The sequence below is a fragment of the Maledivibacter sp. genome, assembly GCA_025210375.1.
Taxonomy (GTDB): Bacteria; Bacillota; Clostridia; order Peptostreptococcales; family Caminicellaceae; genus JAOASB01.
Genome location: JAOASB010000037.1, coordinates 117,595 through 132,851 on the forward strand (window position 1 = coordinate 117,595; position 15,257 = coordinate 132,851).

Genomic DNA, 15,257 nt, shown 5'->3' on the forward strand with positions numbered 1-15,257 from the left:
GTTTTCCTAATACATAATCCCCTACAATATCTTAGGCTCAGGAACCACTTTTATTTCTAAATCAGGATTTGGAACTGGAGAATATGAATCATGATAATTTTTAACTATTATGTTATTTATAAAGATATGATATATATCTTGTTCATCAACGGGATTGTCCGGATTATTGGCATCTAGTTCAAATAAGCATTCATATCTTCCCGCTTTGGGGCCAGACTTAATATTAATAACGTTATTCTCATTGTCTATATACCAATGGGAATGTATTTGACCTTCTGTTGAGTTCACTAGCTTTATTTCTTTAAAGTCAAATTTACTTATATCTATACCCATTAATTGTATTTCTAATCCCTCTACTTCTCTTTCTAATTGGAATCCTACTTTTATAATAAGTTTTCCACCTTTAATTATATCAGCTCTTTGTTTATCATTTACATCAGTTATTGTAGCATCCTTTACGGGCATCCCTTCTTCTACGTTAATGGTAATTGGATCAAATTCAAGCTGTGGCTTTGATTCATTAAAATCATCAAAACTAATTACGGATTTACCCTTTCCACTTAAAGTATAATTTCCCGATGCATTTGCTATCAATGGAACCTCTAGGGTTATGGTCTGTGCTGAGTATACTTTACTTCCATCCTTATCTATTAGTCTGTATTCTATATCTGGTATATTAGCTCTAATTTTTTGCCCATTTATAACCAAACCATCATCATTTAAATCTTTATCTATTTTGATATTTTGAGGATATTCATCCTGTATTTTTACATTTCTTAAATATACTTTTTTCTTATAACTTCCATTTACATCCCTAAAGCTACCTCTAGGTACTATATCCTGTAGTTCTATTCCATACCTTAGCATAAACACCTCATTTATTTGTACCCTATCACCATGACTCTCCACACCCTTAGAAAGATTTAATGGAGTATTTCCATCAATGGTAAATGGACCGTAAAGTCCTTCCCTTGCGATATCATTATCCTTGCCAGTTCTAAAGGCTATATAATAATCCCCCGATTCCCGTGGGAACTTAACGCCTTGACTACCTGTGAATATGGTTGTGGCATATTCTCCGGGGGTAATATTTTTCGATGGATATAACCAATCAGCAGGGATTCTATTTTGAGGGCGAGATTCATCATCACTATATGTGAGTTCATAATGTGCCCATCCACCCCAGTTAAAATATTCTAAATATATTGGATAATATTTGTCCGCCTTCATATTGAATACTTTATTTTTTGTGCCGAATGTTGATCCTTGAATCTTAAACATATTTACAAATACATTAGTTTCTCCATCTACTGTTATATATCCCCTACATCCATCATCTGAATACGCTCCAAACCTATAGTTGCCATCCTTAGGGACCTTTATATATCCCCAAAACTTAGATGCTTCCTTATAATTGTTATTTTCATTGCCATTATGCCATGTTATATTCATATTTTTCATAAATATAGATTTAGTTGACCATCTTTTGCCCATACTGCCATGGGTTTTAAGATAGTTTTCCCAACTACCGTATTGTTTGGGAGTAGTTGAATATGCCCCAGACATATGCTTTGTGGCATCAAAAGGGGTTTTAAACACCTCCCTTGGATTTTCCCACTTTTCCTTATCATTTAAAGTAGGCATATGATTTACATCATAGGCTCTTTTATTTAAATATCCCTTTTTATCTAAAATTACATCATCATTTATAGTCTCTTCATTTAAATTAATGCTTTTCCAATTATCATTAGGCATATTTTGGGGTGTCTCAGTGGTTTTGATAAATTGATATTCAAAAAAATTAACATCCTTAGCCTTAACACCTATTTGAGCAAAGGAATCTCCCCTAAGTATAATACTTGGATTTAAAAGCTTATCTACTCTTATATCTTCATTTTCAGAATCCACCCCATAAGTATCTTTCATACCATTAGCATCTGCAACCCTTATATTGACCTCTGGAGCAATTATATCTTTATAAATGGATATATCTATTGTGGGAAACAATCTATCTTTACTATCCCCATTGATGTCGCCATAGCTTATACTAGATAAGCTGTTATTTTCGTCATCAACACTTAAAGTATAATCTCCTATATGGGAACCCTTTAACTTAATAAAAAATTCAAGGGGCTTAGCTTCAAATTGCTTTCTATCCTTGTTCAATATATATGTAATACTACCTATGTCACCGGTAACCGTCTGTCCATCTATTTCAAGTCCCTTGGAAACCTCAACTATATCTAGACCATGGGGAAAAGTCTCTTGGAAGTTTATACTATGTATAGGCAAGTCACTTTGTATTTGATCTGCTAGCTTTTCATATACTTCATTTATATCATCGGCGGTTTTTGCTTCCTTATAAAATCCATCGCAGCTATGGGCTATTTGCTGAAGTTTGTCCTTGTTTGCGTCATTGCTAAAGCCTATGATAAATGTGTCAATAGCTGGATTCCCCGATGATATCCTTTTCGATGCTATGGTTTTGGCATATTCTAATGCATAGCCACGGGGATCTTTGTCACCATAATTTAAGATCCTATTGTTTTCCACCATTCCATCACCTAGCTTATATTTCCAACTCCAAAAAGTAGAAACATAGCTTAATGCAGTGGGCTGTCCATCGGTCATCAAGACAATATATTTCTTTGAGTTAGTATTCGTTGATCTTTGCAAAATCCAATAAGCTCTTCTAAGCCCATCGCCTATGTTTGTTGAGCCCTCAGCGTATAACTCATCGTTAATTATCTTTTTTAAGTCGCCGAACTTTTCTTTATCTACTAATTCCCTGTTATTAACTGTTTTGATTATCCCTTTTCTATCATAATCAACCAAGCCAATTTTTACATTGTTTATATCCTTAAACCTATCAATAAAAAGCTTTGCAGCCTCCTTTGATATGGTAATTCTTTTCTTTGCAGTATTAATTGTGTTTTCTCCATTAAGATTCCAATCCATACTTCCCGATGTATCCATTACCAATACAATTTCTTTATCCTTCGCATATGTATGGGGTATGATACTATCTACTGGTATGGGTTTCGGTTTAAGCCTATAGGTTATTGTAAATTCCTCATTCATTAAAAATTGATTTTTCCCAATTTCCTTACTAAGTTCTATGGGTGCTTCAACGTTTTCATTTATCCTTACAGCATAACTATTTGTAGATGTCAAACTACCTAAAACCATAAAAAATATTAAAACAATACAACCCATTTTCAAAAAAATTTTCCTTCCCATCATAAAAATTCCCCCCTTTCATTTATCCTATAAAATTTAATTTGAAGCATTCCTAAAGTAAACCTCATTAGTTAAGGTTATTTCGGAATCGTTTAATTCAGTTGTTATAGTGATCTTAACTCCATTGCTACCGATTTTAGTAACATTAAAATTCTCAATGTTCTCTGCATATTCTGATCTGGTAGTGCTTGCTCCATTCTTCTCAATCTTGGTTAATGTATTTTTGCTATTGTCATAGTCAAATTGGATCGTCCTATTTCCATGGATTCTAAATTTAATTTCCCTTACGGTATCATGATCATAGGTACTTATGGGATCTACTATCTGCTGTGCCTCCATAATACCGTCTACTATTACATTCATGGCTATCTGAGCGCTGGACTGTGCATCGATTTGGTCCTCTGCCCTATGAAAGGTTTTGATATTAGTTAATAAAAAGGAGGAAATAGCTATGAAAACTATACCCATGATAGCAATGACAATGACCAGCTCAACCATAGTAAAGCCTTTTTTATGTTTAATAAGCTTCATCTCAACCCCCACCCCTTAACTATTATGGGCTAGGGATTATTTAACCCTTTCCCATAAAATATCTACTATATCCTCATATTTAAGATATGACCCAACATCATCTGCCCCTGCTTGTGATTGATATAGGAAAGTAACCGTCCCTCCATTGTTAACAAATTGATCCCATAAACCAAGTTTTTTATCTTTATCTTCTTCTATTTTATCCTTATATGTTATATTGCGAATATAATTTAAATCATTTGTTATCACCTTAGGTTCGTCATCTTCTATATAAATATTTCCTTTGGCGGCAATTGTTCCTCTATAGTTCAACCGTCCTCTTAAATAAACATTTCCCTCTGTTATGACTACACCATCTATGCCCTCTGCCCCAAATGCGTTGATAGCTTTATCATTGGATTTCATTCCACTCTGGGAACCATTTTTCCCAATAATATATAGGTCTTTACTACCTTTGTTAACATGAACCACTTTTTTAATAATCTTTTCCCTTCCACCTACATCTATTTTTATATCCTCAACATAATCGATGTCTTTGGCAAAGGAGAACCTCCCCCGATTTTTGACCTTATCATGAATATATATCCTTTTATGGCTGTCGGATTCCCTTTCATCGGACATATTGTTCACATGTTTATTGTACTCTTCATGCTTTTCCTTGAGTATATGTAACATTTCACCAATATTACTGATGACACTGGGAGATACTTTACCTTTACTTATATAGGCACCTGTAGAAAATTTAATATTATTGATATCAATACTTGAACTAGTCCCTAGGTTCAAATTTTCAGGTTTAGCATTACTAGAATAAGAAAAATATTTACTTTTATTAATAGCAGTCATTTCTTTGTCATCCCCAAATTCATCTGCTAACACAAGGGGGGAATAGGTTCCTAGCTGTACATTATTGTATCTACTCTCATCCTCTTCTATGGTATCTGGATTATCGGCTATACCCCTTAAACTCTCTGTATAAGCTCTATAATTTCCCTTTATAGATACACTTTCACCGGTTTGATAATTCTTATCGGCTAAATCAATATATACCGTTCCCCCTATATAAGTATCTCCCTTAATTTTCAAGGAAGAACCATTACTTTGTCCTATATCCTGGCTATTAATTACAATACTACTACTTTCATCATGGGTGGCTTTTTCCTTTTTATTCGAACCATCGGAAAATCCATAATAATCGCCATGGATATCTATCTTGGCTTTGTTGCCATTCAATTCTATGTCATCCTCTGTGTAGGCTGAATTTTGTACTACAATGGAACTCCCACTAGTGCCTTCTTGAACAACCAAGCTATTACAATAGGCATTTCCTTTTATGATTATGCTGGAATTGTCATAATTTGTATGGATATAGCTATTGGCTACGGCATTACCATTGATAATGACACTTCCTGCTTTTCCCGATCCCACTACTATGCCCCCGAATTTTCTGCACTCCTTTAGGTTAGATGGCTTTGTCCCATAGGCATATACATCTCCGTTAATAGTCACATCCTTCCCCGTTACATATAGATTATTTTGGGTAGTAATGGCCTTTTTCCATAGAATGTTTTCGTCTATCTCTGCCTTTATATTTTTTACATAGTATGGAGCCCTATAGGGTGGTATTTTTATGGTGAATCGTCCCCTTACCTGCTTTTTGATACTATTATGTTCAAAGCTAGATAGTAATGTAATCCCGTAGGGAACTGGCCCACCCTTCTTCATATCCACTGCATTAGATGGCTTACCATTAGAAGCAATTCTAATCGGAACATGAATTTGATATAATTTGGGTTCGCCTTCCACTGTAACACTTGCCTTTTTTTTATCATCTCCATTAACAATAGCTTCATCTACTATTCCATACCCATGTATCCCTAGATCATCTTCTAGATTATCATTTATATAGGTTGCAAAGCCTAGCTTAAACCACTCCTCAATAACCGGTATCATCTTTTCCTCAACTACTTCTCCATAGCCATTGGATTCTTTAATAAATACACTATCATCGGACTTAGGATTAAATCTTTCCTTTTTTCTCTCTTTTTCAATAAACTTATCTAGATTATCTTTAACTTTCTCATTTCCCGCTTTAATGGCTCCCTCTACTTCCTTGCCAATAAATGCATGGGCTTCCGCTAGCCCCGCTTCTGCCAAGTAAAATGACGTCTTTGCATTTTTATCGGCTATCTTCATCCTAAAATTTATTACGCTTAGGGATATGATGGCGGTTCCCAATATACTCAATATAGTTAGGGTTACCAACACTAGAACAAGAGTCGATCCTTTTTTTGATCTTAAAATTCTTCTAAGCATTCAAGGCACTCCTTAATCAATGGTTTTAAAACTTGCTAACTCCGTTAAGGTCTCAGTTCCTTTTTTGACTGTTATTTTAATTTTATATACTCTATTTTTGTCTGCATTTACTACAGTCCTATCATAGATATTCCTATATACATATACCTCTCCATATTCTGTCACTATCTTAACATCACTTCCCTCTGATGCTGAATGAACTTTGTATATATTGACTCTTTCGCCGGATTTATTTATTACCTTTAAAATTTTATTCATGTTTGCATTACACTTTATTTCTATATTTAGCACTGAGTCAAAGGTGACGGGATAGGTACTTGAACCTAATTTGATGGTATTGTTCTCTATAATTAATTTATTATTATTAAAATCCTTAGAAGAGGCTTCAAAGCTAAAATGATAACTAATATTTCCACCAGCATCAAGTTGAAAATCATAATTTTCACTAATATCTACCCTTACTTTCATACCACTCTCACTATCATTAAACGGATTCTTAGTGATAGAGTTTTTAAATACAATAGGATTTGACATAGCCTTTTCCATATATCTTTGAGCTACTTGATTGGCTATCATTCTATTCCTTGCATTCCCATTGTTTCTAACGCTGGATACAAACAATGTGGCTAAGGGTGTTATGATGATGCCCAATATAGCTATACTCACTATAATCTCTACTAAGGTTACGCCCCTTTTATCCCCTAACTTTATCACTATAATGCCCCCAAATTATCTCGTAAGGTTTATATTACCTATTTTTTTTATAATATTTACCCTGGATTTTTTCCTATCATCGTAATCAATCTTAATACTTAATTGTAAATTGGACTTGTTAATTAAAGACAAATTCATTCCACTGGTATCTTTCTCCCCATTCCTTTTGTGGGATATAATATTAAGCTTTACATATTTGCCATTGGGTTTAAATTCAATCTTATTGTTCTTGTATTCCTTTGGCCAGCTGTCTGATTGAGTTTTGTACCTATAAAAGTATTTATTATCTTCCTCAAGTATTTCAAATTCAACATTTTCAAAATTCCCATTATCTGCATAAACATAGGTCTTCATAGCGGTATCCTTTGTTTTCCCAATAATAATGGTTGGCAAATCAGATGTAATTGGCTTTACAGTCATAATAAAATCATAGTTTTTTCTAGAAGCATTTTTAGAATCACCACTATTCACACCGACATATCCACTAAATGCCTCAAAGGGATTTTCTCTACCATATTCATTGCTAATATTCCAATTTAAATAATTGATATCATAATCATAATTTTTAAGCCTTGGTACAGCATAAAAATCTAAAACAATATTCCCCACCATTGGCCCACTATCTGGATTCGATAAACTTAAATTCTTAATGACTATCTTCTTATCAAAGTCCTCTATGTTTTCTATGAAATCAATAATATTTTCATAGCTTCCCTCAAAATTTATGGTGGTTATCATCTTTTCAAGTTCAGTTTCTCTACTTTCCTTAGAAGAATCCTCATTATCATTGGTTTTATCCTCGGTATTCTTTCTATTGCCATTAATTTTACCCGATTCATTATTATATTGTTGTACTAACTCCTTAAGTAGATAATCATTATTATCCCCTTGTGGATTTACGATCTCTATCTGCCCAACTTTTTTTTCAGTAAACCCCATGCTGGATATCTTTATTTCTGCATCCTTCGCCATATTATCTATTGTGACTATATATTTCTCTTGAATAATCATTGGAAATAATTTCTGACATCCATACATTATTTTAGAGTTCATAATCTTAAAATCTTTATGTAGTTTATTGTCTGGAGATATTGCAATTTTTGTTTTTTGAACCCTGTCCTTATATTCCTCAGCCTCTAAATTCAATTCCTTGATCTTGTTCAATTGTGGTGTCAAAGCAAATTTATAATATGCTACCATCAATATTAATGCCCCCAAGACTAATAGTAGGACTTTTTCTCGCTTAGTTATCTTCATTCTTATTCACATCCCTAAATGTACATAGCATTGAAAAAATATAATTTGTTCCATCTTCAGCTTCTTTATTGATAGAGCCGACATGCACCTCTTTAAATGTATCCATTGATTTAAGATTGTGTTCAAACTCAGCAACAGGGGTTCTCTCCTTAGATATACCTTGTACTTGTATTCCCTCAAGTGTAAAAGACATGGTTCTTATAAATAAATCCTTTGGTATTGTAGACGCTATATCCTCCATCAAACTGCTATTTATATTAGACGAAATATCTATGCTAACATTTATATTTTCCAATGTTTCCAAGTATTTTCCCATCACGTCAATTTTTTGACCCTTTTCTTCCACTGCACTTAGCTTTTCAACCACTTCCTTTAATTCTAAATAAGCTTTTAAATCCATTATTTCTTTTTCTAAAGTCTTCGCCTTAGAATGATTTCTATAGGTAAAACCTCCTACTGTAAGGATTATAAGTATTGTAATAAGTGCAATAGAAATATACTTGGCGGTAAAGGCTTTTTTTGTTTTAATAAGGGATGAAAAAAAGTTGTAATCTCTCATCTATGACCACCTACCTTCTTATGATACTTGCAACGGCATTTAGGTAATATTCCAAATCCTTCATATCTAGTTCCTTAACATATTTTATATTGCTCATTGTTTCTATCTTAAAGGTAGGTATATCCAAAAATGTACTCATAAACTGATCCAAACCTTTGATTTTTGAACTCCCTCCATATATATATATTTCATCTATTCTATTCCCCGTGTTTCTGCTGGTATAATATTTAAATATCCTTTGTATATCTTCTAACCAAACAACAAGGGTTGAATGGATCAATTCATTAACCATGTCGTGGGAAGATAATTCATCCTTTAAATTTTCTAAACTCCCATACTCTATTTTCTTCTCCTCCGCTGCCTTAATAGAAAGGTTAAAAGAGTTTGCAATATTAATGTCCATATTTTTCCCACCCCCAGGTATAATCCTACTGAATCTCTGGATTCCCTTATCAATTATACTGAGGTTTATTTGAGAATGTCCCATATCTATGACTGCAACAGTCTTTTCAAAACTGGAATTTTCATTGTTTATATCTACACTGTACTCAAAGAGCTTTGAAATCCCATTGTTTTGTATATCAAGGGCAAGGGGCTTTAGCTTTAGGCTTTGAAGAAGCTTTAGGTAGGCTAAAGCAATTTTTTTTGGTAAAACTGCAACTTGAAGCTTTAATTTTTTAGTATCTTCTTCTATAATTTCTTCTATAACTTTATGCTCAACTAAATACTCCTCTATAACTATAGGAAGGTACTGTTGTATTTCAAACTTAACAAGATTTTTGAGATCCTTTACCTTCGCATAGGGTATTATAATTTCTCTAGTAATGATTGAAGAGCTTTCAACTGTACAAATTGCTTTCTTTACTCTTATCTTTTCAGATGTTAAAAGCCTATGTATTTCCTGATAAAGCTTTTCTGGCATTAAAAGCTGACCATCATCATATGAATTTGGAGGTGTAGGAATCATATACTTCTTTTCTACGGAAATAGCTTTATTTATTTGTTTTCCAACCACAATTTTTATATTGGCTGTACCTATATCTATTGATAAAACCTTTCTTGAGTACAAGTTTTTCACCTCATTTCTGAGTTCTGGATTCCAAGATTTATGTGGAATTTTGGGGTCAACCCCCAATTTCGATTTCACCCTAGCTTCTTTTTATAGCCTTAAATAAATCTGTATCAGTTCTTCTCCATATAGCATGGCTAATAGGGCAGATATGGATATAAATGGTCCAAAGGGTATGTAATCCTTTCTACCCTTTATCTTAAATGCTAATAAAAATATGGATATTATTGCCCCTATAATAAAGGATACAAATGATATCAGAAGTATGTACGTCCATCCAAAACAAAAACCAAGGGCTCCCATAAGTTTGATATCTCCACCACCCATAGCCCCCCTTGTGACAACGGCTATAATTAAAAATAGGCCTCCCCCTATAAACAGTCCTAAAATATTATTTAAAATTAATGTTTTATTGCCATATACTAGGGTTGATATTATACCTACTACTAGACAAGACACATTGAGTCTATCGGGTATAAGCTGATATCTAAGGTCAATAAATGATATGACTATAAGTAGACTTGATAAAATGGCATATTTGAAAAACAACATAGTTAACCCAAATTGCAGGTATAAAAACATATAGATAAACCCATTCATAAGTTCTACAATGGGATACCGGGGGGATATATTTTCCCCACAATATCTGCATTTTCCCTTATTGAATATATAACTAAATACTGGTATCAAATCAATAGACCTTAGTCTTTCTTCACATTTTGGACAATGTGAAGGTGGATACGAAATTGATTTTCCCTTTGGTATGCGGTAGATGCCCACGTTGAGGAAGGAACCTATAATTAATCCTATTACTATAATTATGTATATCAAATATTATCGCTCCTTGACTTTTTTATGGTTGTTCAGTAAATTTAATATCTCCATCCGATGTGATTTCTAATGTATAATCCGATGGCCAATCATCAATATATTTTTTCCAAGTATCATTCCCATTGCTAGTTGAAGTGCCATCCCATGTTATCTTTGAAGATGGTGGATCATATTCCGCAAGGTACATTTTAGCAGCATTTTCTAGGGTTTTTTTAGTAGCTTCATTAGCTACATCCTTTGCTTTATGTCTAAATCCACTAATTCTAGGTACTGCAATTGCTGATAAGATACCTAAAATTGCAATTACAAAAATAAGCTCAACTAAGGTAAATCCTTTCTTATTCAATCGTTTTCTAATAAATTTAAACATCTTCATCCCCCTTATTTCCCAAAGTAAGTGATTAAATTAAAACATTTATTTTTATTTATCATACCCTCTTTATTTCACATATCTATGGCATTAACCATCTCAAACATAGGAAGTACCATTGCAATGACAATCCCTCCAATAATCACTGCCATAAATACGATCATAAGGGGTTCAAGCATAGTGACCATCTTATGGAGTGCTACCTCTACTTCTTCATCATAGAAGTTTGCAGTCTTATCCAATATCTCATCCAAGGAACCTGATTCCTCTCCTATCCTTATCATGGATGTAACCATAGGAGGAAAGAAACCTATTCTTTCCACGGGAGTTGCCAAGTCTATTCCCTTTCTTATATCCTCCTTTACATCTAATAGTCCCTTTTCTACGATCCTGTTTTGAACTATCTTTGATACGATTTCTATTGCCTGTATAAGGGGTATCCCACTGACCAATAGTGTCGACATGGTTCTTGTAAACCTTGAGGTTATAATCTTTTGTGTGGTGCCCTTCACTATGGGAACTTTCATTTTTATATGGTCGATTACTAGACTTCCACTATCTGTAGCTATATACTTTTTCATACCATATATTGCCGTAATTACAACAAGTAATATAAAATACCAATGGCTTTTTATACCATTACTTAGGACTAGCAATATCCTAGTAGGCATAGGTAAAAGAACTCCACTTTCTGTAAACATCCCCACGAATGTGGGCATTACAAAGGTCAATAGAAAAACTACAACAAGGATTGATACTATACTTAAGATTATGGGGTAAATCATGGCCCCCTTCACCTTGTTTTGTATCTTGTTCTCCTTTTCATAGTGTACTGACATCCTCTCCATGATAATATCTAGGGTACCACTTACCTCTCCCGCTTCAACCATATGGATTAATAGGGGTGGAAATACATCCCCATGACTCTTTAATGCCTCGGAAAAGGTGAGTCCTTTTTGCACCTCTTCATATACCACCGATAGGACAAGCTTAAGCCTCTTGTTATCAGTTTGATATCTCAGTATATCCAAACATTTGATTATGGAAACCCCTGCATTTAGCATTACATGAAATTGACGACAAAATATAGCTATATCCTTTACTTTAACTTTATTAAAGATTTTAATTCCTATTTCCCTTGCCTTTACTACTTCTTCTACTTTAACTGGAAAAAGCTCTTTTCCCTTAAGCATATTAAGCACATAATCCTTATTTTCTGCTTCATAGGAGCCCTTTTCTTTCTCTCCAGTTTTGTTTATAGCTTCATATCTGTACTCGGGCATATATTCACCTCTAAATTCCTAAATATCTGTCGATCATATTCCTATCGACTCCATAGGATAATGCAGTTTCCCTGGAAATAATTCCCCTTCTAAACAACTCACTTATGGACATGTCCATGGTTTTCATCCCAAACTTTGAACCCGTCTGAACTATAGTTTGAATCTGATGGGTTTTGCCTTCCCTTATGAGATTACGGATGGCAGTTGTACCTATCATCGTTTCCATAGCGGCAATTCTTCCTCCCCCATTTTTAGGTAAAAGCTGTTGTGATATAACTCCTTCTAAAACCGCAGCAAGCTGTATTCTAACCTGCTGCTGTTGATAGGGTGGAAATACATCTATCACCCTATCAATGGTCTTTGCTGCACCTATGGTATGTAGGGTTGATAATACCAAGTGACCTGTTTCCGCCGCTGTTATAGCAATAGATATGGTTTCTAAATCCCTCATTTCTCCCACTAGGATTACATCTGGGTCCTGTCTCAGGGCTGACCTCAAAGCATAGGCAAAGTTTTTGCAGTCATTACCTATCTCCCTTTGATTTACAATACTCTTATTATGTTTATGAAGGTATTCTATAGGATCTTCCAGTGTTAATATATGACAGCTTCTATCATTATTGATATAGTCTATAATCGAAGCCAAAGTGGTTGACTTTCCGCTTCCCGTGGGGCCAGTTATTAGAACCAATCCTCTTTTTCTCATGGCCAGTTCCTTCACTATAGGTGGCAATCCTAACTCTTCCATAGAAGGTATCCTTAGGGCCACTATTCTTATAGCTATTCCATAGCTGCCCCTTTGTTTAAATATATTTACTCTAAATCTTCCTAATTTTGACTGGGAATATGAAATATCTATTTCGCCTTGTTCCTCTAAAACCTTTATTTGTGTATCATTCGCTAACTGCTTAACTAATCCCAATGTATCCTCTGGCATCAAAGGCTTTTCTCCATATTTCTTTAATTCTCCATATATTCTCATAACCGGTGGTACTCCCACGGTTAGATGTATATCCGAAGCCCCAAGCTCACTGGTTGTTTTCATAAGTTCTTCTAGGTTCATTGTCCACCACCTAATCTATAACGTATGTTACCCTTAATAGCTCTTTAACTGTCGTGACTCCATTTTTCACTAATTCTTCACAATTCATTCTAAGACTGCTTGTCCCATTTTTTGATGCCGTTTTCCTTAGGATATCCACACCCTCTTTGTTGTCTATTTGTATGCGAAGTTCCTTCCCTATAGTCATTATCTCATGTATAGAGATTCTTCCCCTATAGCCTGTATGATTACAATAGCTGCAGCCCTTACCCTTATATAATTGGACTGTTTTATCTATTTTCAATATGTTTCTCTCGGCTTCACTTGGAGTATACTCTACCTTACAGTAAGAACATATCCTTCTAACAAGCCTTTGTGCTATTATACCTACTACCGATGAGGAAACTAAATAGGGTTCTATACCCATATCCATTAATCTGGTAACCGTAGACGCAGTATCATTGGTATGCATTGTACTCAAAACCAAATGACCCGTTATAGCTGCTCTAACTGCTATCTGAGCTGTTTCAGAGTCCCTTATCTCCCCTATCATTATGATGTCAGGGTCCTGTCTCAAAATGGATCTGAGGGCATTTGCAAAGGTAAGTCCTGCTTTGTTGTTTACTGCAACTTGGTTTATTCCATTTAATCTATACTCAACGGGATCTTCAACTGTTATAATATTTCTGTCAATTTTGTTTAGCTCCCTAAGTAAAGTATATAATGTAGTAGTCTTACCGCTGCCGGTTGGCCCTGTAACCAATATAATGCCATTTGGGTTTTTCATTATATTGGTTAAAAGGTCAAGATTATGGTTATTAAAACCAAGCTGACTTCTCGACATTAAAAAGTTGCTTCTATCCAAAAGTCTGATAACTATCTTTTCACCATAGACCGTCGGTAGTATTGATATACGCAAATCTATTTCTTGACCATCCATATTGATCTCTACTCTTCCATCCTGTGGAAGCCTTTTTTCTGCTATATTCATCTTGCCCATGATCTTAATTCTAGTTATTATTGCGGAATGGGTAGTTTTAGCTGGTGTCATGATTTCTTGGAGATTACCATCGATTCTAAAGCGAACTCTTATTTTACTTTCAAAGGGTTCTATATGTATATCACTAGCTTTGGATTTTACAGCTTGCTTAATGATGGAATTAACTAACCTTACTACAGGAGCATTGTTTATTTCATCTAAAATCTCATCATCGATATTTTCTATATTATCAACCTTGTATTGACTTTTAAAATCTTCTATGGCTTTTTCAGCACTTTGTTTTCCATAATATTCATCTATGGCATCAAGTATCCCTTTTCCCGTGGATATGACTGGTTCAACATCCAATCCCGTAGCAATCTTCACATCATCTATGGCAAATATATTTAAAGGGTCTGCCATAGCTACCATAAGTCTATTTGCTTTTTTACTCACTGGTATCAAAGTATGTCTTCTTGCTAAATCCTCACTAATCAAATTAGGTATATCAGGATCTATATAATGTTTCTCTAGATCCATATGAGGTATACCAAGCTGAAATTCTAAAACCTCAATTATTTGCATCTCTGTTATTAAACCACTATTAGTTAGAATCTCACCAATTTTTTTACCCGAGCTTCTCTGGATAGTTAGTGCTTCACTTAGTTGTTCTAATGTTATTAATTCTGCTTCAATCAATAGATCTCCCAATCTTTTTCTTTTTTCCATCTTATCCCCCGAATTCGAAATATATGAAATAAAAAAAACTAACTATAATTCCTTATTTCACAGTTAGCTGACTACGCCATTACATCAACATAAGCGTACATATATAGCTATTCATCTCTTATTTACGTTTTATTAAGTTCTTAAGGTTCTCTTATAGAGAGTTTAAATTAAAATTTTGACTGGAATTTTTATAATATTTTTCTAGTCAATAGTTAATTCGACCTATTTTTTGAAATACCTGCTAAATTTTATATTTTTTTTATTATTTTGAAATCAAGTGAGCAAATTGCATAAGTTACATAATAAACGGGGTATAGTTCTACTAATGTAAGGATTT

The 15,257-nt window shown here is 34.1% G+C and carries 11 protein-coding genes and 1 pseudogene; all 12 read right to left on the reverse strand.

Annotated elements, in window-relative coordinates:
- Window positions 1-21: 21 nt before the first annotated feature.
- A complete protein-coding gene (locus N4A68_13375; GenBank protein ID MCT4565289.1) occupies window positions 22-3,243 on the reverse strand; it encodes a VWA domain-containing protein in 3,222 nt (1,073 codons plus the stop codon).
- Window positions 3,244-3,276: 33 nt separating this feature from the next.
- Window positions 3,277-3,771 carry a type II secretion system protein gene (locus tag N4A68_13380; protein ID MCT4565290.1) on the reverse strand — a complete coding sequence of 165 codons (495 nt, stop codon included), beginning with the start codon at window positions 3,769-3,771 and terminating at the stop codon, window positions 3,277-3,279.
- Window positions 3,772-3,807: 36 nt separating this feature from the next.
- A complete protein-coding gene (locus tag N4A68_13385) occupies window positions 3,808-6,087 on the reverse strand; it encodes a hypothetical protein (protein ID MCT4565291.1) in 2,280 nt (759 codons plus the stop codon).
- 12 nt (window positions 6,088-6,099) lie between these two features.
- A complete protein-coding gene (locus N4A68_13390) occupies window positions 6,100-6,801 on the reverse strand; it encodes a type II secretion system GspH family protein (GenBank protein ID MCT4565292.1) in 702 nt (233 codons plus the stop codon).
- Window positions 6,802-6,816: 15 nt separating this feature from the next.
- The gene (locus tag N4A68_13395) at window positions 6,817-8,058 is read right to left on the reverse strand and encodes a hypothetical protein (GenBank protein MCT4565293.1); all 1,242 of its coding nucleotides are present in this window, start codon (window positions 8,056-8,058) and stop codon (window positions 6,817-6,819) included.
- The gene (locus N4A68_13400; GenBank protein MCT4565294.1) at window positions 8,045-8,617 is read right to left on the reverse strand and encodes a PilN domain-containing protein; all 573 of its coding nucleotides are present in this window, start codon (window positions 8,615-8,617) and stop codon (window positions 8,045-8,047) included. Before N4A68_13400 ends, N4A68_13395 begins: the two co-directional genes overlap by 14 nt.
- 10 nt (window positions 8,618-8,627) lie before the next feature.
- Window positions 8,628-9,686, reverse strand: a complete 1,059-nt coding sequence (gene pilM / locus N4A68_13405; protein MCT4565295.1) for a type IV pilus assembly protein PilM — start codon at window positions 9,684-9,686, stop codon at window positions 8,628-8,630.
- A gap of 90 nt (window positions 9,687-9,776) precedes the next feature.
- Window positions 9,777-10,517 (reverse strand): prepilin peptidase, encoded by a 741-nt coding sequence (locus tag N4A68_13410; protein MCT4565296.1) that lies wholly within the window; start codon window positions 10,515-10,517, stop codon window positions 9,777-9,779.
- A gap of 265 nt (window positions 10,518-10,782) precedes the next feature.
- Window positions 10,783-10,863, reverse strand: a pseudogene (locus tag N4A68_13415) (prepilin-type N-terminal cleavage/methylation domain-containing protein).
- Between the two features lie 98 nt (window positions 10,864-10,961).
- Window positions 10,962-12,170, reverse strand: a complete 1,209-nt coding sequence (locus N4A68_13420) for a type II secretion system F family protein (protein ID MCT4565297.1) — start codon at window positions 12,168-12,170, stop codon at window positions 10,962-10,964.
- 10 nt (window positions 12,171-12,180) lie between these two features.
- Window positions 12,181-13,233 (reverse strand): type IV pilus twitching motility protein PilT, encoded by a 1,053-nt coding sequence (locus N4A68_13425; GenBank protein MCT4565298.1) that lies wholly within the window; start codon window positions 13,231-13,233, stop codon window positions 12,181-12,183.
- 10 nt (window positions 13,234-13,243) lie between these two features.
- Window positions 13,244-14,920 (reverse strand): ATPase, T2SS/T4P/T4SS family, encoded by a 1,677-nt coding sequence (locus N4A68_13430; GenBank protein ID MCT4565299.1) that lies wholly within the window; start codon window positions 14,918-14,920, stop codon window positions 13,244-13,246.
- Window positions 14,921-15,257: the final 337 nt, after the last annotated feature.